Source organism: Shewanella sp. MF05960, assembly GCF_050849305.1.
Classification (GTDB): Bacteria; Pseudomonadota; Gammaproteobacteria; order Enterobacterales; family Shewanellaceae; genus Shewanella.
In genome coordinates this window covers 260,263-280,409 of record NZ_JBOZPS010000003.1, presented here as the reverse complement: position 1 = coordinate 280,409, position 20,147 = coordinate 260,263, and the positions used below count along the sequence as shown (strand labels likewise).

Sequence of the window (20,147 nt, the reverse complement as noted above, 5' to 3'; positions counted from 1 at the left end):
TGATGGGTTCTGTTACCTATGCATTAATCAGTGACTCAAGGCTGTCGAGTTCTGTTAATGCTTGTTCAAATTCAAAGTCGTCTAATGCATGCTGTATTGAAGTACAATGCGGTCGATACAATTTAGGTGTTGAAGCAATCAATAGGTCAACATCAACATCATTGTACTCGTTTTCTTTAGCTGCAAGGCGAATACGATTAATAAGCTGTTTAAGTTGCGCAGCATCCATTGTTTGAGTCGTTGTCACTGCGGCTTCAGCTTCGGCTCGTTCATCAGTTTGTTCTGCCTCAAGGTATTGTGCTATCTGAGCAAATGCTTGCTCAAGTGATGGCAACAACGCGACTAACTCCGTTGCAGACGATATGAGTGCCAGTCGCTCAGCATCGATGAGTAATCGGGTTAATTGCGTCAATGACAAATTACCCGCTAAGCCTTTTAAACCATGTAATTGAGCATGCACAGCTGGCCAGTCATCTGCGCTAATTAAGTTCTGTAACTGACTAATACAATCTTGTTGTTTAATCATAAAGCCATTGATTTCTTTTATCAGAGTGGCTTTATCACCCCACAATGCAATGCCTTTTTTGTCGTTTACTGCGTGTTTACTATCGATGATAGTGTGTTGCATGTCTGGGGTTTCATGATGACTTTCAAGATTCAAGACTTGGGCAATCTCATGATTTAGCAGTGCAATATCAATGGGTTTATTGGCAAATCCGTCCATGCCTGCCTCAAGTGCTGCAAGCTTATCTTCTGGCAGCACGCTGGCTGTTAACGCAATTATGGGCATATGTGGTAATTGTTGCTCACGCTCTTGCTCACGGCGCTGTCGTGATGCGGTTAATCCATCCATGATAGGCATTTGCACATCCATCAATACGATATCAATATTATCACTTTGCATCCGCAGTAAGGCTTGCTTACCATCGCGTGCAATAATCACGGTATGGCCTTGGCGTTTCATGACTATGGTCAATAAATCAATATTTTGCTGAATATCATCAACAACTAATATCGCCAATGGTTTAAGGCTGTGGGTGAGTAATGGGACTGCTTCGCGCCGGCTTTGCTTTGGCGCGGTTAACGGCAGTGAAAAGGTAAAACAGCTGCCTTTGCCATAGGTGCTTTTTGCGGTAATTTTACCGCCCATTAATTCGACCAATTGTTTACTGATGGTCGTGCCTAACCCTGTGCCACCAAAGCGGCGATTCATACTGGCATCGGCCTGGGCAAATGCATCAAACACCAACGCGAGTTGGGCTTGTGTCATGCCGATGCCGGTGTCTTCAATGGCAAATTCAATACAACCACTGGGCTTAACTCTGACATCGATATTTACGCCACCTTCAGCGGTAAATTTGATTGCATTACCCATTAAGTTGGTGAGTACCTGGCGGATCCTATCTGGCGCCCCATGATAAGACTGTGCAACTTCTGAGGCCACGTTAACATTTAAATGCAACCCTTTAGCATTGGCTTGCAACCATAAAGTAGACACGACTGAATCGACTTCTTCAATAACCGAGAAATCCCGCATTTCTAACTCAAACTTGCCTTTGTCGAGTTTGGCGCTGTCGAGTACGTCGTTAAGTAGGTGGAGCAATGACTTGGCCGACTGGTTAATGGTTTTTAGGTGTTTATGTTGCTCTGTTGGGAGTTTATCGTCGAGTAAAATGTCACTAAAGCCAATAATGGCGTTCATTGGCGTGCGGATCTCATGGCTCATGTTGGCTAAAAAAGCGGCGCGTGCAGATGCGGCTTGTTCTGCCTTATCTTTGGCAATCATCAATGATTGCTCCATTGCTTTGCGCTCAGTAATATCCATAATAAAACCGTCGAGCCACTTATCATTAATGTCTAAGCCATCAACATGAGTGCCGTAACCTAGCAGCCAGCGGGTATCGCCATCGGCATTGATAATGCGATACTCGAGTGTGAATACCTTGTCCGCAGTCACTTGGCTCGCTATTAAATCAAGATCATCGGGATGCACATGTTCATAAAAATGACGTTTGGGCTGAGCGCCGAGGTAGTCGCTTGCGGGGTAGCCGGTAATGCTTTCGACCGCATCACTGATAAACACCATTGGCCAGTCTTGAATATTTAAGCAGCGGTACGCAATACCGGGAATATTGGTAATGAGAGAACGAAATTGTGCTTCGCTTTTTATCAAGGCGCGCTGCATTTCAATACGATGACGCAAATCGCTGATGTACATTACAAACAGACTTTTGCCTTCAATGCAGGCATGGCCAATAGACACTCTAACAGGAATGGTATGCCCGTTAACGTGCATGGCTTCGACATCGCGGCCATCACTTATTTGATTACTTAATGTGTCATCGGAATAACTGCGCAGGTAGATATTAAAGTCATCGATAAAAGTGGCTGGAATAAAACTGCGGATATTTTGATGACAAACATCTTCTAGTCGCCAGCCGAGTAAGGTTTCAACCGACTTATTGCCGCTTTCAATCATGCCTTTATCGTTAAAGGTAATGATACCGTCAACCGCAGTTGATATGGTGGCGCGATATCGTGCTTCACTGAGTTTAGTTTGATGTAATGATGCTTGATATTTGATCAGCATGTTGACGGTTAATACAAAAAGAATAATCACTACGGTCATTGTGGCAACCGCAATGCCAAGGTAAAGCGATACCATTTTGGTTTGATCTGAAAACTCAAATCCAGCAGGCCTAACAAAACGTGCCGCTGCCATGCCGGTATAATGCATCGCTGAAATCGCAAAGCCCATCACGACCGCTGCAATCATATTCTTATGTAAGTCAGTGAGTGTTAAGCGGCCTAAGTGATTTAAGCTAAAGCGGATCCACAAAGACAAAATGGCTAATGCCACAGCAACCACAATGGATAAGCCAAAATAAAACATGTCATAACGCAATAGTGGCGCCATTTCCATGGCTGCCATGCCAACATAATGCATGGTGCCAATGCCTGCGCCGACTAAAATTCCGCCCACTACAAAATGGCTTAATTGGGGTTTTTCAATAGAAATTACATTGAGCGCCACCCACGATGCAGCAATGCTCGGCAAAAATGATAAAGCGGTTATCCCGACGTTGTAACTCACCGGCGTACACAAGCTAAATGCCAACATACCGATAAAGTGCATCGACCACACTCCGCCTCCTAAGGCGATACTGCCGCAAAAGATAAGTAAGTGCCGTTTGAATACGTTAAGCGTGACGGTCGCTTGCGATGCGACTTGCATAGCCATGTAAGAGGCAAAAACCGCAATAGCTATTGAGATGAATACAACAAGAGGTTGGAAATTACCAATAATGAGTAGGCTTTCATCAGTAACAGAAAATAATGTCGATAAAGTGTCAGGCATAATGTTGTTGATGAGAGCCGCTATTAAAGTGATTGATAAACTGTGTATCGGCGCCAAAAGTAAAAACACCAGTCATTTGGTCGATTTTTAATTAAAATATGCGTCAAATCAATATTTATGTGAATCATAGGTATTATACTTACCGGTTATGCCTTATTTCTCTTTACGTTGTGGCAGCCTTGCTGCGTTTGTATTGACATTGTTAACGTGTCTGTAAAGATTATTCCCCATGCATCTTTAGTCTAATGAAGGGTTATTTTGCTTGTGACTGATGTCGTTCTTTAGGTAGTTTGTCCTAAACAATGGCACGCAAGGAGGCTTAAATGACCATCAAACATCATCAAACACAATTCCCGCTCAATTCAAGTGAATATCATGGTAATCATTCCACGCCGCTTATCTCTAAAACCATTGGGCAGTATTTAACTGATATTGCGAGCGAGTATCCTGAAAATTTAGCGGTAGTAGTACACCATCAAAACATCCGTTGGACCTATCGCCAATATTGTGAACAAATTGATGCGTTAGCGACGGGATTGATTAAGTTGGGCATTCAACCCGGAGATAGAGTTGGGATCTGGTCGCCTAATAATATTGAATGGTGTTTAACGCAGTTTGCCACAGCAAAAATTGGCGCGATTATGGTGTGTATTAACCCTGCTTATCGACCCGAAGAGTTAGCATATGCATTAGGTAATGTAGGTTGTCGTGCGGTGATCTGTGCCGACAAGTTTAAGTCAAGTGATTACCTACAGATGTTAAATGAACTCCTACCTGAACTCGCCGGTAGTAAGATAGGTGAACTCCAGTCTACAGCGTTACCTGAACTCGATTATGTTATTCGAATGGGCAGCGAAACGTCGCCGGGCATGCTTAATTTTAATGATTTATTGCAAAGTGTTAGCGCAGAAGATAAGCACACATTGGCATGCATCGCAGAGTCGTTAACACCCAATGATGCAATTAATATTCAATTTACTTCGGGTACCACGGGCAGCCCTAAAGGTGCGACACTATCGCATCATAATATCCTAAATAATGCTTATTTAGTTGCTGATGCGATGGGGTTGAGCCAAACAGATAAATTATGCATTCCAGTGCCTTTGTATCATTGCTTTGGCATGGTGCTAGGTAGTTTAGCGAGTGTGATTCATGCCTCGGCAGCGATATATCCCGGTGAATCATTTGACCCAATAACAACGTTGCAAGTGGTTGCCAAAGAGCGCTGCACCGCATTACATGGCGTACCAACCATGTTTATTGCCTTGTTAGAGCATCCGCAATTTAGTTCATTTGATCTCAGTTCATTGCGCACTGGCATTATGGCAGGGGCGACGTGTCCTGAAGAAGTGATGCGCCGCGTACAAGATTTGATGTACATGAAGGAAGTGTTAATTGGTTATGGCCAAACTGAATGCAGCCCACTGAATCACATTACCGAAATTGACTCACCCATAGAAAAACAGGTGCTTACCGTTGGCCGTGCATTGCCGCACACCGAGGTTAAAATTATTAATGAGTTTGGTGAGGTATTGCCGATTGGCCAACCCGGCGAGGTTTGCAGTCGCGGTTACTGTGTTATGCAAGGATACTGGAATGACCCGGTGAAAACGGCGGCCACAATTGACAGTGCCGGTTGGTTACATTCTGGCGATATTGGCCAAATGGATGAGTTGGGTTATGTGCAAATTGTGGGTCGTATTAAAGACATGATCATTCGCGGCGGTGAAAATATTTACCCAAGGGAGATTGAAGAAAAACTTTACACTCACAAAGATGTACAAGATGCCGCAGTATTTGGCGTGCAAAGTGACAAATATGGTGAGGAAGTCTGTGCCTGGATTAAAGTTCGCGCCAATGCCGCGATTACCGAAGACGATATTCGCCACTTTTTAACCGAAAAATTCGCTTATTTTAAAGTGCCGCGCTACATCAAATTTGTCGATCAATACCCAATGACAGTAACCGGGAAAATTCAAAAATTTAAAATGCGCGAGTTGATGTATCAAGAGTTACACGAAGCAATTAATTGATCATTTATGTTTGATTTTTGAACTAGGGTAGCTCGTTAAACTCGCTACCTTAGTTCGGTACATTTATAGCGTTCAAAATAAGCTCTCATGCGGTGGGCTTGTTTTTCGTGTTGTATAGATTATTTGTCATACTGTCGTAATAAAGCTGTTTTATTTTATATTTAATCAAATAAAACTATGCTGTTATACGTTATTAAAGGTTTAAGGAAATCCTTGAAAGTCAGTGCTTAATATTACAACCATTATTAGATAAACCAAGGTTGAATATGACCATCAACACTGTCATCACAGTTAGCAACCATGTCTAACGAGTTATCGGCAGCGGCAGTGTCGGCTATCACATCTACGTCTAAGGCTACTGGCCCTCCTAGGAACAACATCCAGGGCACCTCATGAGTGTGCGTTTCTTTCATCATAATGAAAAATTTCAATATCATCGCTTCCAATCATTCATGAAGTGAAACACTCCGAACAAATGTAGTTTGATAAAAACACTCAATTTGTTTATAAACTATTCGTTATCTCGCCCTTGTGCAGCACTAGAACTGCCATTTTGTAGAGATAGAGGTTTAAAGTTTTAAATTAGTAGAGTTAATATCGTTGACTATTTGAATGAGAATAGTGAACTCATTCAAATTAAGACCTGCTTCATGAATTTTTTTTCTGATGTAATCCAATGATAAAGACTCACTTGTGCCGAATGCTTTCAAATAAACAACAGAGTATTTCTTTTGTATAATTTTTATTAGCTCTGGGTAGTTAGTAGGGTTATTTTTTATTGCTGCTGAAATATGAACCAAACAATTCAAAAAAGATTGATGATTGATGAAATTATCCGAATTAGTGTAACCGAAAACTTCTGTGATATCTGACTGCAGTACTTGTAACGTTGCACTTTCTTTGAGCCTGACTATTGTTTTATAGTCTGAAAAACTAGCAAGTTTTAGTAAGGTATCTGTTGCAAGGTTACTAATATGATGTACATCTTTTAATTTAATCAGATGTTCACTCTGTTTGACAAATTTAAAATTTAAGTGTGCACGAAGTTCATCTATCTGGTTAACAATAAAACTAAATGTTTGTGCTGTAGGCTCTTTGTTATAAATTTCAGAATTCTGGTATAAAGTGCTTAATGTACGATCTAATGTAATCATCCACGAGAGAGAATTAGCTGTATCATTTCCTTCGTTAAAAGATAGGGTTGTATTATTTATACTGTTTTTTTCAAAATTATTTCGATATAGATAATTTTTGTCTAAAAATTGAATCTCAAATCTTGCTTCAATTGCTTCGAGTGTATCTTCAAAGAGTTTTACATGGCTTAAATATTTTTGAAAATTAAGCATCTCATTTTCATTGTCCCACTTTTTTTGTTGTTTTCGTTCGAAAGCAATTTGTCGCTTATTTTGTTCAACAATTTGTTCTTGTTGCACCTTAAATTGTTGGATACCCATAAGCATTACGCCGACTGTTCCAATAGCTGCCAAGAGTGAAGATGCTCCAGCAAGAACGCTGCCAAATGTAGCCCAATCGTCACGTGACGAAGTTATCTCGCCAGAATATTTATAGTACATAATAATAATGACAACGAAGAAAGTTAGCCCTGCAATTGCAAGCCAGCTTAAAATGGTAAGCCAACTTTGCATTTGATCTTTTTCTTTTTTTATCATAATTTTGCTATCTTCCATCAAACCTCCTTATTCATCAATAGGCTACCTCAGCACCTCCCATTCTATTCTTAAAACCTAAAATCAGTCTAGATAATAAGCGAATTTACCGTTTGCATTTATGGGTATTTAGCCTAAAAACAGTATATTAAAACAACCTTATTGTAAGTCAGTTCATGTATCACAGGTTTTGAAAGTCCTAAAATCGAGTAAATTCGAAAGCCAATAAATCTTCATTATTTTTTAATAGAGTATTCATCGGCTACATTTATTGACCAAGTCAAAGGTGGCTAAATGTCGGTGGTGGGATGGCGATATTCTTGTCTGACGTCACTTAAAAAGAACCAAGAATATGATGACATTGTGACGCTGTTTCAGCAGTGAATTTGTCTGTAATTTTTACTGGCTTTTTTTGACGTACAAAAAAGCCAGTATACTATTGAGGTATCTGGCTTTTTCATGTTAATTTGGTCGGTATGAGAGGATTCGAACCTCCGACCCCTGACACCCCATGACAGTGCGCTACCGGGCTGCGCTACATACCGAATTTTTTTGATGTATACATCAGCACTTAGTGAGTGTTAACAACTGGGGTAACTAAGTGGTTATGCACTTTATCAACAGTAATTAATGAGCGCAAGCAGTTAGTTATATGCTAATTGCCGATTGGCTATAAACTATCCAACTTCCAACTATCCAACTTCCAACTTCCAACTTCCAACTACCAACTACCAACTATCTAACTATCCGCTTATTCAACTTCCAACTATCCGGCTATCCAACTTTCAACTATCCGTTTATTCAACTTTCAACTATCCGCTTATTCAACTTCCAACTATCCGGCTATTCAACTTCCAACTATCCGGCTATTCAACTTCCAACTATCCGGCTATTCAACTTCCAACTTCTCACTTTCAACTACCAACGCTCAGACTATTGATCCATTGCCAACGATTCGGCTGCTGCGGCAGTATATTTCGAGAGAGCTGTTACAAAAGTGATGTCGTGCGAGGAATGGGTCATGACTATGTTTGAAAAATGGTTTTATCGTAACTTGGCAGCTCAATGAATCAACAGGTAACAGTGCGGCTAATCAAACACAATTAGCCGCAACAGTATTATTGATTATAGAGTCTACGGCCTTCTCTCATGACTTGAATTAACTCTGGTGCACTCATTTTTTTATCTAGGCGCTTATCGTAGTTAACATCATAAATACGGTATTTACCGAAGCGGTCAAGGACAGTGATTTCAGATTTTTGATAAATCGCAAAGCGGCGGCTGTCGCCGATGTACACCCAGGTCTCACTGTTAGGCTCTAATAGGCTGCGACCCGCACTAAAGTCGGTGCTAGGGTTGGTACAACCTAAAACATGGCTGAGTATGGTTGGAGCAATACCGTAGTGGCTGGTGCGGTAATTCACTTTATTGCCATAGGTGTCTGGCCAATGAATAATTAATGGCACATTGACATTCCCAGGCGATAAGTCGTTGCGGGCGTCGCTGCTGTTACTGGTAAACACTTGGCCATAAGTACCAGTAATGATCACAACAGTATCGTCGCTAACATTATTCAGTAAGTTAGACAGTTGCTGGTCTATAAAGTTAAGCGATTGACGGTATTGATTAAATAACACCTTTTGCGCTGGTTTTAACTCCATTTTCGGTTTAATGGTTTGTACCCCTAAAAAACCGATAGGCGTGTCGTAGTCTTTTGGCGCTGTGAGGTTAACTAAGGCAAACCAGGGTTGCTTTTGGCTTGCTTGCCACGCGTTGACAGCATTGATGGTATTAATGTCTGCATCAGCACTGCCGTTAGCGCCTTCGCTGGTATGTATTTGCATGCCTTTAAACATGGCGCTATTGGTGATGTCATTACTCACCGTTGGCGCAAAAAACGCTTGCTGATAGCCTTGTTCAGTTAAGATATTGGTCAGTATTGGGCTAGTCACGGCAAACTCTTTGCGATCGCTGTAATTACCCTGTAAGCCGTACATTAACGTAAACATGCTGGTGTCGAAATCTGTTCCACCACTGAAATGCTTTGTAAATCGTTGATTTTTATTACGGTACTGGCTTAAAAATGGCATGGTGTCGTTATCGACCATATCAGCACGCAGACTGTCGATACTAATCAATAACACGTTTTGTTGAGTGTCGGCATTGCACTGCATTGGGTTTATTGGGTAGCTGAGTTTACGCGATTTTTCACTGCGTGATTGGGGTGTTTGCATGCTGCTGTCAATACCGTGGCTTTCCATAAACGAGCGTGCAGTCGCTGGGTATGAAACAGGATAGGCGTCGTCGAAGCGGGTCACTTCTGTCATGCTGGTGGCATCAGCCCATATGTGGAACAAGTGGCTGCTGACAAAACACGCACCGACAAACAGCACAACGCGGTTGCCCCACTGTTTTTTCTGTATTTTATCGATGCGCTTCCACAAAAAATTTGCTGCTGTTAACTCAATTAACACAATGACGATGGGCGTAATAATGTAAGAGGTACTGTGGAGTAATGCATTGAGGTCTTGCCAGGCTAAGTCGAATGCAAATGGACTTAAATGAATACCGTAGTCATCATAAATGACGGTGTCATACAGTAAGGCGTAGAGCCCGAGTGACGCAATAAACGCGGCAAAACCACGTAAGATTTTAGAATAAGGTAGCAGTAAGGTAATTGGGAAAATAAATAATAGGTAGCCGATGAAGGCTAAAAAGGTAAAATGGCCAATGGTGCTGATGGTCAAATAGGCCCAACCGATAAAGGTTTCTGGGTAGCCCACGCTGCCAATATATCGAGCGCCAATTAACATCGCCAATATGCCATTAAAGAAGGCAAACCAGTGACCCCAATTAACTAAACGCGATACTTTGTCACGCGTCATTTGCTGCTTTTTGCGCTCGATCATCTTAACTCGTATTCCTACGTTATCATCACAGACTAATTCAGTGTAACTGATTGTTAGCCTTAGTGATAAATTTTATTTTGTCGATTACTTAACCGACTGTGTTAACGCTTTTGCAAATTGCTCTGCCACTTTTTGACGTGACTCATTTGGCACTTTTTTGTCAAGTAAATGGGTTACACAGTTACCTAATACCATTAGGCTTAAATCGGTAGGTGCTTGGTGCTTAGCCAGGGTAGCAAGCAGCTCGCTGATAAGTGCTTCAACTTGAGTGTTGGTGTATTTAGATTGAATTGCCATAGTCAGAAAACTTCGATAAAGAATGAATTAGCTGCATATAATAACGGATTTAGTCGTTAATCGCCTCAAGTTTTATTCGACCTGGTTAAGGAATATCGCAAACCCTTGTTCGATTTATACGGTGGGTCTGATATCATTCTTTTTTAAATTATCATCTGCGACAGACTAGGGTTAACAAGGCTTATGGCTATTAGTATTGAGCAAGCAATTATTCACGAAATTTCTCAAGACGGTCAGGGACAAATGCGCTGTCGTTTACGTCCGCAACCGTTGTTGAATACCAACGCTGTTGAAACCATGTTAGAAGAATTACACCAGACTTACTCAGGTAAAGCGGGTAAGGGCTTTGGTTTTTTTGGCACTCACGGAGATGATGGCGAAGCCAACGATGAATTTGCGAATGCGTTAACCGGTTACCGCAACGGCGACTTAGGCTTTGTTGAGTTTAGTGGTCAAGCAAGCCAGTTATTGCAACAAGAGTTAGCCAAGTACGATTTTAGCCAGGGCGGATTTTTGTTGATGTCTTGCTACACCAGCATGACGAGCGACTATTTGTTTGTGGCGTTATTGAGTGCGAAATCGTCGATGACAGTATTAGATGACATGGAATTGTCGCAAAACAATCATTTAGATTTAAGCAATATTCAGTTAGCGGCGCGCATTGATTTAACTGAGTGGCAAGCAGATAAAAGTTCACGTAAGTATATTTCGTTTATTCGTGGCCGTGCCGGTCGTAAAGTGGCCGACTTCTTTTTAGACTTTATGGGCTGCGTTGAAGGGGTAAACACCAAAGCGCAAAACAAAACGTTAATTCATGCGGTTGAAGATTTTGTAGCGGGCAGCGAGCTGACTAAAGATGAACGCCAGCAATGTCGTAATAAAGTGTTTGAGTATTGCTCAGAGCGTGCAGATGCGGGTGAAGTGATTGAAGTAAAAGACTTGGCCGACGAATTAGCCGACTCTGGTATGGATTCATTTTATGATTTTGCTTGTGGCGGCAGTTATGAGCTCGATGAAGAGTTTCCGGCTGATAAAGCCAGTTTACGCAGCTTGAAAAAGTTTTCGGGCACTGGCGGCGGCGTAACGTTAAGTTTTGACGGCGGACATTTAGGTGAGCGTGTGATTTACGACCCCGTGTCTGACACCATTTTAATTAAAGGTGTACCCGCTAACTTAAAAGATCAGTTAGACCGACGTTTAAAAGGCGAATAAACATCAATTAAGGTTATTTATATCGTCATGTTAGCGTCCAATAAGGGCGCTTTTTTATATTGAATCTTCATTTTTTAGTATCAACTGGTACGATTATTTATCGCGGATCAGTTTTTTGCTTTTCATTACGCTTTAGTTGAGTAAACTAGCGCCAATTTTTGAGCATTTTTGTTTGTTATACCTTTAATGGTTTAACCAACTTTGGGGGAGCGATGATCACTGCATACGCCTATCAAAATAGACAACTGGTTACCACAGAATTAAACGTGGGTGACAAGGTACCTGAGTCGACATTGTGGTTAGATTTATTAAAGCCCGATGATGCCGAACGTCAATGGTTGAGGTTGTTTTCTGCTGAAGAAGTGCCCGACGAAGAAGATATTAAAGAAATTGAGGCCTCGGCACGGTTTTACCAAAACCAAGACGGTCTACACATTAACTCGTTATTTCCACAACGCGTGAGTTCAGATGTACGAGCAGTAAACGTATCGTTTAACTTACGTAAAGATTTTCTTCTGACCATTCGTGAAGAAGATGTTGGTTTAATCCGTTTATTGCGTAACTATTTGCGTTTAGGCCGTTTAGATATCACTACTCCACAAGGCTTGTTATTAGAGTTATTTAATTTAAAAGTGGATTACTTATCTGACTTAATCGAAGACGTATATAGCGTATTAGAAAATGTCGGCGAGCAAGTGTTTAACGACGACGAGCTTGATGATGTATTTAAACTCATTACCTTACAAGAAGACTCTAACGGTAAAATCCGCTTAAGTTTGCTCGATACCCAGCGCTCATTACGGTATATGCAACGTTATTACCGTGACAGTTTGTCTGATGAGAACCTAAAGTCTATTCGTGAAATGTTGTCTGACATTGAATCATTAATGCCTCACAGTCAGTTTATTTTCGATAAGTTACAGTTTTTACTCGACGCGGCAATGGGCTTTAGTGGTTTACAACAAAACAAGATTATTAAGATATTTTCGGTATCGGCAGTGGTATTTTTACCGCCAACCTTGATTGCGAGCAGCTATGGAATGAACTTTCATATTATGCCAGAACTTGATTGGCGCTTTGGTTACCCAATGGCAGTCGCATTAATGCTAGCCAGTGCTGCTGGGACTTACTTTTTCTTTAAACGCAAAGGCTGGTTGTAATTTAACCTTGTGAGATATTTATTTTTATCGAGGTAGAGGGTCATTACAGACTTAACCTTCATCATTTTATATCCGTAAATCGCGTGCAACAAAAAGCCACTTGCTAAAACAAGTGGCTTTTTGATTAATAAAGCTTATTGAGGCGAGTTTAATTTGTGCCGATACCAAAACTGATTTTATCTCTTGGGTTAAGATAAGCGTGAATTATTTTAGGCAGTCCCGCTGCCGGTAAGCTGCGCACTATAGAGATATTGTGATTTTGTAAACTAATGATTGGCGCCTGGTCTTTGGGCACCAGTTGGTCATACACCACGATGTTGGGAAATAATAACTGCTGTAAGTTAACCGACATCACCATGGCAAACTGGCCACTCGATAACTCAACAATGCTGCCTGGTGGATAAATACCCAGCATTTTAATGAGTTTACTCACGTATTCAGTGTTGAGCTTTTCCTTATAGTTTTTGTACAACATTCCCAGTGCCACACTGGGCGGTTTACCCTTAACCTGACTAGTGCCATTACACAAGTTGTCGTACTCATTTACCACTGCAATCAGCTGCGACAGCTTATCAAGCTTATCTGCTTTAAGTCCTTGTGGGAAACCGCTACCGTCTAAAAATTCGTGATGATTTGCGATTAACGGTTTAGCTTCTTCTGGGAAGCTGTCGGCTAACTTTAAAAAGTTGATACTCATTAACGGGTGTTGTTTGATAAAGTTTTCTTCTGGCGCAGACAGTGGGACGCGTTTATTGAGAATCGTACTGGGTACTTTGAGTTTACCAATGTCGTGAAATAACGCACCAAGGCCAATGGTTTCAACTTCTTCTCGGCTCCAGCCAAGTTCTTTAGCCATTAACATGCATAGCATGGCAACGTTGAGTGAGTGGTGGTAAATATGCTCATCATTTTTGGCATCGCCCATTAAATGCAACGCAAGATTGTCTGAGTTGAGCAACATATTGGTCATGTTACTAATTAAATCTTTGGCTTCGCCAACGGCATTGAGTGGGCGACTGCTCACTTTTGACACCATCGAGCGCATCATGGCGACGGATCGTTCAAACTGTTGTTCGGTTTTCTTCAGATCACGTTTGAGCTTTTTCTGTTCATCTATTTTGGCCGTTTTGTCGCTAAGCATTTGCTCTTTTAGCGTAGCAAGTTCTTCTTCTGTCGGCGGTTGTAGAGCGTCAGTGGAGGTAACGGGTTCAATGTCACTTTTTTCAGGGTCGAAAAACACATCCTTAAGTCCTAATCCTTTGATTAGCTCAATTTGGGCGCTATTTTTGATTTTGAAACTGCTAAACAAGAATGGGTGGTCTTTCCAGGAAATAGGCAGACGAATAAACGTGCCCACTTCAAGTTGTTCTACAGCGACTTTTTGATTTTTTTTCATAATGTAGTCATGGTGACGTGATAGAACAACACGCTATGTTTGCCTTTATGCTTTACAGGGCCTTTGTTGGCGTGGCAGCATAATACTATAAATGGACAAATAATAGTTACCCTCTATGGATTTTATTGAAGTATATCCCAATGCGATTACCGATAACTTGTGTGACCGCTTAATTGCTGCTTTTAATGCGCACCCCAATGTTGGCCCTGGTCAAACTGGTTTTGGTGTGGATAACGAAAAAAAGCGTAGCCGTGATTTGATGTTAGATGCTTTTACCGATTTAGCTGATTTAAAAAATGAGCTGTTGGCTGTGACGTTTTCGCAGATGACGGATTATTTTACCCAATATTCATTAGCATTGATGGGCGCGGTATCGGTGCAAGTGACCGACGATCAAGGTCAAGCTCAGACATTAACGCCTAACAATTTTGATACTTTAGGCAAGCCCAGAGCAAGCACCTTAACAAAGTATTTGTATCGAAGTGGAACTATCAATATTCAACATTATCAAAAAGGCGTTGGGGGTTATCCGCATTGGCATTCTGAGCAATTTCCGCAAAATGGCCATAATGAAGCCTTGCACCGTGTGGTGTTATACATGTTTTATTTAAACGATGTTGAAGAGGGCGGAGAGACAGAATTTTATTACCAGCAGCGTAAAATCAGCCCTAAAAAAGGCACCATGGTGATAGCGCCTGCCGGTTTTACTCACAGCCATCGTGGTAATGTGCCCATTAGCAACGATAAATATATTGCAACGTCTTGGGCTATGTTTAATCGTGCAGAGCAATTATACGCACCATTGAGCTAACGCTTTTACTCAGCAGTGCTAGCGCTTCCGGCGTGTTGTCTAGATCGTGTCAACTAGATCGGAAGCTCAATAATAAATGCCGCGCCGCCCAACGAGCTGGTGTTAATGGTGAGCGTGCCGCCATAGCTATTGACCAACTCATGGCAAACGGCTAGCCCAATGCCCTGGCCGGGTGATTGCGTGTCGGCGCGTATACCTCGTTGTATAATTTTTTGTTTTATGGCTTCATCCACTCCGGGACCGTCATCTTCTACGCTTAGGCATACAGTGTTGCTATTTTTTATGTGAGCATTCACGCTGACTTGGCTGATGCACAGTCTATACGCGTTTTCCATTAAATTACCTAGTAGCTCCATTACATCGCCTTTGCTTAACGGCAGCGCAAGATGGTCACTGATATTGTGGCTCAATGAAATGTGTTTTTGTTGGTACAGTTTAGCGAGCATTTGTGCGAGCGATTCAACAATGGGCAGCAGCTCGGTGTGTTGAAAGTGCAGCCCTTGTTGACCCAGCATAGCGCGCTTGAGCTGGTATTGAACAAGGTGGTCCATGTCATTAATTTGTTCAAGAATTTGTTGGTTTTGTTGCTGTCTCTCTAAGCTGCTGTCGTCAATAATAGCGATGCTTGCGGCTAAACGCGTTTTAAGGCTGTGAGCAAGGTCATTCATCGCATTTTGATAACGCGTTTGGCGATCATCTGCTTGAGTGATTAATTGATTGAGCGCGGTAGTGATCCCTTGCAACTCCTCTGGATAATCGTGAGATAACTGCTGTTTGCGCCCACGTTGAAGCTGGAGCAACTCGAGTTTTAATTGCGCTAAGGGGCGCATGCTCCAATAGGCTGCGCTGATCAGTAATAACAACGCAACAAGTAACACTATCGCGAGCCTAAAATAGGTGAGTCGATTAAACTGACTCAGTTCGGCTTTAAGCTCACTGGCATCTTGTAATATCAATAAATGATACATTTGCGCGTCGACATCAATGCTCAGCAGGTAAGCAAAGTAGCTTTGATTTTGGTTAAAGTTAAGATAAAACGGCGGCAAATCGTCTTTAATGGTGAGGTATTGTTCACATATTTGGCTTAGGTGTAAGTCAGTGGCGTATTCTGAACGCCATAACGTGTCATAAAGCGCATTACAGGTTGCCATAATGTATTGAATATCAATGTCGTCACCTTCGCGGGCCTGGGTTATCGGCACTAGATTATTTTCGCGAAATTCTGCGGCAATAATGGGCAATTTAGCAATAAGTTCGCTGGTGGTTTGGTTATATCGATTTTGGGCGTGGAGTAAATTAATTAACCAGGCTAAGCCAAACCCGACGAGGGCAATGATGCACAAGGAGGTGACAAACATCCTTGTGAGTAAACGCTTTTTGGGCTGCAGAGTTAGTTGCATGGGTGGTTAAATTTATATCCTTGGCCGCGAATGGTCATAATTGGGTCGATTATCCCACCTTGACTGAGCTTTTTCCGCAATCGGCTTATCATCACTTCGATAGTATTTGGATCGCCTTCTTTATCGGCATAAATCACATCAAGTAAACGTTGTTTGGCCACTACCTCATGGCAATGGCGCATTAAATATTCCAGTAGTTGGTATTCAAATGCGGTGATGTCTAGTGGTGTTTGTTGCAGGCTGACTTGTTTGGCGGCTAAATCTAATTGTAATGGACCACTGGTAATGACGGAGCGAACAAAACCGCCACTTCGACGTACGATGGCATCTAGCCTGGCGATAAGCTCTTCTTTTTGGAAGGGTTTGACTAGGTAATCGTCAGCGCCAGCGTTGAGTCCTTCAACTTTATCTTGCCAGGTTAAGCGTGCTGTTAAAATGATGATGGGTGCTTTTACATCGGCCGATCGCAGTGATTTTATTAAGCTGATACCGTCTTGGTCTGGCAGGCCTAGGTCAATAATGGCCACATCAATAGGGTAATTCGTTGCTTGATAAAAGCCTTCTTTGGCGGTTAAGGCCACTTGTACCTGATTACCCGCATCGCTCAGTTGCACCGTTAAGTGATGCGATAAAATGGGATCGTCTTCTATGACCAATATACGCATTTTTATCCTTAACGAAGGTGATATGAACAGAATTATATTTCATCGATAGTACCTTATCTATTTGTTTGGTTGAATATTAACCGTAATAAATATCCTGCACTATTATGCTTGTGGCCCTAGGTTAAGTTGTCCAGGGACGTTAGAATGATGCCATTAATGGATAGTCAAAGGATTAAGATGAAATTTACAGGAATGATATTGGCAGGCGTTTTAAGCTTGTTTTCAACCGTTGCGGTGAGTGAAACATTTACTTTTACTGCTATTCCAGATGAAGATGAAAGCCAGTTACGCACTCGCTTTGATAAAGTCGCTGTGTATTTGTCTGAGCAATTAGGCGTTGAAGTAAAATATGTGCCAGTAAAATCGTACTCTGCAGCGGTTACGGCCTTTCGCAATAATCAAGTTCAGTTAGCCTGGTTTGGTGGCTTATCTGGTGTACAAGCCCGCCGTTTAGTGCCGGGTTCAGAGGCCATTGCTCAAGGTTTTGAAGACCAATTTTTCAAAAGCTATATTATTGCGCATCATTCTACGAAGTTAGCTGCAACCGATAGTTTTCCGGTATTAAATGATTATACCTTTACGTTCGGTTCAAAAGACTCAACATCTGGGCGTTTAATGCCGCAGTATTTTATTGAAAGTAATGTGGGTCAATCTGTCGATAAAATCTTTAAGCGCATTGGTTTTTCGGGCGACCATAGCCGTACTATTAGCCAGGTTGAAGCCGGCGTATACCAAGTGGGCGCGGTAAATTACAAAGTGTGGGACACCGCTGTTGAAAAAGGTGAAGTTGACACGTCAAAAGTCAGCGTGATTTGGCAAAGTCCTACTTATCCTGATTACCAATGGACAGTGCATTCTGGTGTAGACACTGTTTATGGTGCAGGTTTTAAAGACAAGCTAACCAAAACCTTAATCGGCATGAAAGATAAAGATTTATTAGACAGTTTTCCACGCGAATCGTTTGTACCAGCGAGTAACAGTGATTACGAGCCTATTGAACGTGTGGCGAAAGCGATTGGAATGTTAGATTAATGCTGACCGTTGTTGATACTGATTTAGGCTATGGGCAAAAAATTATTTTGCCCAACATCAGCTTGGCACTCAATGCCAATGAGCATGTTGCGATTTTGGGGCCGTCGGGTGTCGGTAAAACGACCTTGTTACATCATCTGTATCAACAACTGGCTGAGCAAACGTGTTTGTGTTCACAGGCACAAGGTTTAGTCGACAATCTGTCTATTTTTCATAATGTGTTTATCGGCGGATTAGCACGTCATTCTCGTTGGTATAATATGGTTAATTTGTTGCTACCGTTTACACAACCACAGCAACACATTAGCGCTATTTGCCAACAGCTTGAATTGAATATGCCACTGCAAAAAAAAGTCAGCGAGCTCTCTGGCGGTCAACGCCAACGTGTCGCGCTTGCTCGTGCGTTGTTTCAGCAACAACCAGTATTTATGGGTGACGAGCCTTTTTCGGCGTTAGATCCGCTTATGGGTGTTAGGTTGCTCAATTTAGTGAAACATTCACATCAAAGTGTTATTTGTGTTTTGCACGATGCTGAGCTGGCATTAGCACATTTTGATCGCATTATTGTGATTAGTGCAGGAAAAGTGGCGTTAGATGCTAACGCTAAGCAACTCACTCTGGCCCATTTGTCTCAGCATTATGTTGTTGCCGATGAATCGCCTCATCGTGCAGATTAACCCTAACAAGATGGTAAATACCGCTTCGACACGTTTTTTTCCTTTTATTGGCCACTGGCAAAAAATCACCTTAGGGTTATTTTTACTGGTGCTTGTGTGTTGGTTTTTTGCCGACACAGAAGTGATTGCATTAGAGCCTTGGGCTGAACTTGGGCGGATGTTTACGGGGTTTATCACACCTGATTTTGGCGCAACCGAATATTTATTAGAGGCCGTGTGGCAAACCATCAGCTTTGCGTTATTAGGAATTTGCCTGGGGCTATTGCTTGGATTTCCATTAGCACTCGCTTATCAACACCCTTTGATAGCGGCCATGTGCGCCTTTATTCGGGCTATTCATGAAATTTTTTGGGCGCTGATTTTTTTACAAGTTTTTGGTTTATCACCGCTTACCGGCATTTTTGCCATTGGTCTGCCATATGCCGCCACGTTTGCTCGCGTATTTGCTGATATTTTACAGCAAGCACCCCCGCAAACAGTGTTTGCTCTGCCTAAAGGTACAGACAGACTATCTGCATTGATTTATGGCCGCTGGATGCACATGTACCCGCAAATTGTGGCATATATTCGTTATCGTTTTGAGTGTGCGCTTCGAAGCAGTGCGGTATTAGGGTTTATTGGTATGCCGACGCTAGGGTTTTATTTAGAGTCTGCGTTTCGTCAAGGCCATTACCAGCAGGGCGGGGCGCTGTTAATCTTGTTTATCGCCTTGATAGGGACTATTCGTTTTTGGGCGAAGCCTGCGATGTTATGGGTTTACTTACCTTTAGCAGTGTATTTTTTACCTGAATTACCCGTGCTTCAACCGCAATTGATTTGGCGCTTTATCTCGATAGATATTTTACCGCCGATGCTCCAAGGGCAAACGCTTACAACCTGGTTTGCTGCAGACACGCTTGTTGCTGTCTGTGAATGGGCTTATGAGTTAGTGCGCGACCAAGTGTGGCCGGGGATTATCGCTACGTTAGTTTTAGCTTGCTGCGCGTTGGGTTTAACCCATGTCTTAACCTTAATAATGTTACCGCTTAATACGACATTGATGATGCCCAAATGGGTCATCATGCTAATGCGTGGGGTGAATTTAATATTGCGTTCATTGCCCGAATACTTATTAGCGTTTGTGTTTATGTTGTTACTTGGCCCATCAATGCTACCGGCAATCATTGCGCTAGCATTGCACAATAGCGGCTTAATGGTCTTTTTAATGGCTCGGCAGTCGGATGATATTATTGTGCCGTTAACTTATCGCCCACGATTAGATCACTATAGCTATGTGGTGTTACCTGCAATTTATCCGCACTTTATGGGGTTATTGTTTTATCGCTTTGAGGTCATTATTCGCGAAACCGCTATTTTAGGCATGTTAGGCGTAATGACATTAGGGTTTTATGTGGACAGTAACTTTGCTGAAATTCGTTTTAGTGGTGCGTTATTGTTACTGATGTTCACAGCAGGATTAAATGTGCTGGTTGATTATATTGCCCGCAGGCTACTTCAAGCGCCGCGGGACAAATTACAAGCGTGTTAACC

Annotated in this window: 15 protein-coding genes and 1 tRNA gene; 7 read left to right on the top strand and 9 right to left on the bottom strand. The window is 42.1% G+C overall.

What is annotated here, in order from left to right:
* Positions 1-16: 16 nt before the first annotated feature.
* Complete coding sequence (locus ACROAE_RS04665; RefSeq protein WP_432399792.1) at positions 17-3,358, bottom strand: MHYT domain-containing protein; 3,342 nt, start codon at positions 3,356-3,358, stop codon at positions 17-19.
* 323 nt (positions 3,359-3,681) lie between these two features.
* Between ACROAE_RS04665 and ACROAE_RS04660 the strand changes: the two genes are divergently transcribed.
* The gene (locus ACROAE_RS04660; RefSeq protein WP_432399790.1) at positions 3,682-5,391 is read left to right on the top strand and encodes an AMP-binding protein; all 1,710 of its coding nucleotides are present in this window, start codon (positions 3,682-3,684) and stop codon (positions 5,389-5,391) included.
* A 245-nt stretch (positions 5,392-5,636) separates the two neighbouring features.
* Here the strand turns inward: ACROAE_RS04660 and ACROAE_RS04655 are convergent, their stop codons facing one another.
* From ACROAE_RS04655 to ACROAE_RS04635, 5 genes are all read right to left on the bottom strand, one after another.
* Positions 5,637-5,807: a hypothetical protein gene (locus tag ACROAE_RS04655; RefSeq protein WP_432399788.1), complete on the bottom strand. Its 171-nt coding sequence runs from the start codon at positions 5,805-5,807 to the stop codon at positions 5,637-5,639.
* 153 nt (positions 5,808-5,960) lie between these two features.
* A complete protein-coding gene (locus tag ACROAE_RS04650) occupies positions 5,961-7,079 on the bottom strand; it encodes a hypothetical protein (protein ID WP_432399787.1) in 1,119 nt (372 codons plus the stop codon).
* Positions 7,080-7,526: 447 nt separating this feature from the next.
* Positions 7,527-7,603: transfer RNA gene (locus ACROAE_RS04645), tRNA-Pro, on the bottom strand.
* A gap of 573 nt (positions 7,604-8,176) precedes the next feature.
* Positions 8,177-9,967: a DUF3413 domain-containing protein gene (locus ACROAE_RS04640; protein ID WP_432399785.1), complete on the bottom strand. Its 1,791-nt coding sequence runs from the start codon at positions 9,965-9,967 to the stop codon at positions 8,177-8,179.
* Between the two features lie 84 nt (positions 9,968-10,051).
* Positions 10,052-10,264 carry a YejL family protein gene (locus ACROAE_RS04635; RefSeq protein ID WP_160056483.1) on the bottom strand — a complete coding sequence of 71 codons (213 nt, stop codon included), beginning with the start codon at positions 10,262-10,264 and terminating at the stop codon, positions 10,052-10,054.
* A gap of 183 nt (positions 10,265-10,447) precedes the next feature.
* On the opposite strand from ACROAE_RS04635, the gene yejK reads away from it, so the two are divergent.
* Together yejK and corA are read left to right on the top strand one after the other, a co-directional pair.
* Positions 10,448-11,476, top strand: coding sequence for a nucleoid-associated protein YejK (gene yejK, locus ACROAE_RS04630; protein ID WP_432399784.1), 1,029 nt, complete (start codon positions 10,448-10,450; stop codon positions 11,474-11,476).
* 212 nt (positions 11,477-11,688) lie between these two features.
* A complete protein-coding gene (gene corA / locus ACROAE_RS04625) occupies positions 11,689-12,636 on the top strand; it encodes a magnesium/cobalt transporter CorA (RefSeq protein ID WP_432399783.1) in 948 nt (315 codons plus the stop codon).
* Between the two features lie 148 nt (positions 12,637-12,784).
* On the opposite strand, the gene ACROAE_RS04620 is transcribed toward corA, so the two are convergent.
* A complete protein-coding gene (locus ACROAE_RS04620; RefSeq protein ID WP_432399781.1) occupies positions 12,785-14,032 on the bottom strand; it encodes an HD-GYP domain-containing protein in 1,248 nt (415 codons plus the stop codon).
* 115 nt (positions 14,033-14,147) lie between these two features.
* On the opposite strand from ACROAE_RS04620, the gene ACROAE_RS04615 reads away from it, so the two are divergent.
* Entirely contained in the window at positions 14,148-14,843 is a 696-nt protein-coding gene (locus ACROAE_RS04615) for a 2OG-Fe(II) oxygenase (RefSeq protein ID WP_432399779.1), read from the top strand.
* Positions 14,844-14,896: 53 nt separating this feature from the next.
* Here the strand turns inward: ACROAE_RS04615 and ACROAE_RS04610 are convergent, their stop codons facing one another.
* Together ACROAE_RS04610 and ACROAE_RS04605 are read right to left on the bottom strand one after the other, a co-directional pair.
* On the bottom strand, positions 14,897-16,243 hold the full coding sequence (locus ACROAE_RS04610; protein WP_432399778.1) for an ATP-binding protein: 1,347 nt from the start codon (positions 16,241-16,243) through the stop codon (positions 14,897-14,899).
* On the bottom strand, positions 16,234-16,908 hold the full coding sequence (locus tag ACROAE_RS04605) for a response regulator (RefSeq protein WP_432399776.1): 675 nt from the start codon (positions 16,906-16,908) through the stop codon (positions 16,234-16,236). Before ACROAE_RS04605 ends, ACROAE_RS04610 begins: the two co-directional genes overlap by 10 nt.
* Positions 16,909-17,100: 192 nt before the next feature.
* Between ACROAE_RS04605 and ACROAE_RS04600 the strand changes: the two genes are divergently transcribed.
* The 3 genes from ACROAE_RS04600 to ACROAE_RS04590 are packed head-to-tail and all read left to right on the top strand — an operon-like array spanning position 17,101 to position 20,145.
* A complete protein-coding gene (locus ACROAE_RS04600; protein ID WP_432399845.1) occupies positions 17,101-17,940 on the top strand; it encodes a putative selenate ABC transporter substrate-binding protein in 840 nt (279 codons plus the stop codon).
* Positions 17,940-18,617, top strand: a complete 678-nt coding sequence (locus tag ACROAE_RS04595; protein ID WP_432399774.1) for an ATP-binding cassette domain-containing protein — start codon at positions 17,940-17,942, stop codon at positions 18,615-18,617. The genes ACROAE_RS04600 and ACROAE_RS04595 overlap by 1 nt, the downstream gene beginning before the upstream one ends.
* Before the next feature lie 10 nt (positions 18,618-18,627).
* The gene (locus ACROAE_RS04590) at positions 18,628-20,145 is read left to right on the top strand and encodes a PhnE/PtxC family ABC transporter permease (RefSeq protein ID WP_432399843.1); all 1,518 of its coding nucleotides are present in this window, start codon (positions 18,628-18,630) and stop codon (positions 20,143-20,145) included.
* The last annotated feature ends 2 nt before the right edge of the window (positions 20,146-20,147 follow it).

Excerpts from the sequence above, each read along its gene's own strand:
- ACROAE_RS04665 (WP_432399792.1), bottom strand. The coding sequence starts at position 3,358 with ATGCCTGACACTTTATCGACATTATTTTCTGTTACTGATGAAAGCCTA.
- ACROAE_RS04660 (WP_432399790.1), top strand. The coding sequence starts at position 3,682 with ATGACCATCAAACATCATCAAACACAATTCCCGCTCAATTCAAGTGAA.
- ACROAE_RS04655 (WP_432399788.1), bottom strand. The coding sequence starts at position 5,807 with ATGATGAAAGAAACGCACACTCATGAGGTGCCCTGGATGTTGTTCCTA.
- ACROAE_RS04650 (WP_432399787.1), bottom strand. The coding sequence starts at position 7,079 with ATGGAAGATAGCAAAATTATGATAAAAAAAGAAAAAGATCAAATGCAA.
- ACROAE_RS04640 (WP_432399785.1), bottom strand. The coding sequence starts at position 9,967 with ATGATCGAGCGCAAAAAGCAGCAAATGACGCGTGACAAAGTATCGCGT.
- ACROAE_RS04635 (WP_160056483.1), bottom strand. The coding sequence starts at position 10,264 with ATGGCAATTCAATCTAAATACACCAACACTCAAGTTGAAGCACTTATC.
- yejK (WP_432399784.1), top strand. The coding sequence starts at position 10,448 with ATGGCTATTAGTATTGAGCAAGCAATTATTCACGAAATTTCTCAAGAC.
- corA (WP_432399783.1), top strand. The coding sequence starts at position 11,689 with ATGATCACTGCATACGCCTATCAAAATAGACAACTGGTTACCACAGAA.
- ACROAE_RS04620 (WP_432399781.1), bottom strand. The coding sequence starts at position 14,032 with ATGAAAAAAAATCAAAAAGTCGCTGTAGAACAACTTGAAGTGGGCACG.
- ACROAE_RS04615 (WP_432399779.1), top strand. The coding sequence starts at position 14,148 with ATGGATTTTATTGAAGTATATCCCAATGCGATTACCGATAACTTGTGT.
- ACROAE_RS04610 (WP_432399778.1), bottom strand. The coding sequence starts at position 16,243 with ATGCAACTAACTCTGCAGCCCAAAAAGCGTTTACTCACAAGGATGTTT.
- ACROAE_RS04605 (WP_432399776.1), bottom strand. The coding sequence starts at position 16,908 with ATGCGTATATTGGTCATAGAAGACGATCCCATTTTATCGCATCACTTA.
- ACROAE_RS04600 (WP_432399845.1), top strand. The coding sequence starts at position 17,101 with ATGATATTGGCAGGCGTTTTAAGCTTGTTTTCAACCGTTGCGGTGAGT.
- ACROAE_RS04595 (WP_432399774.1), top strand. The coding sequence starts at position 17,940 with ATGCTGACCGTTGTTGATACTGATTTAGGCTATGGGCAAAAAATTATT.
- ACROAE_RS04590 (WP_432399843.1), top strand. The coding sequence starts at position 18,628 with ATGGTAAATACCGCTTCGACACGTTTTTTTCCTTTTATTGGCCACTGG.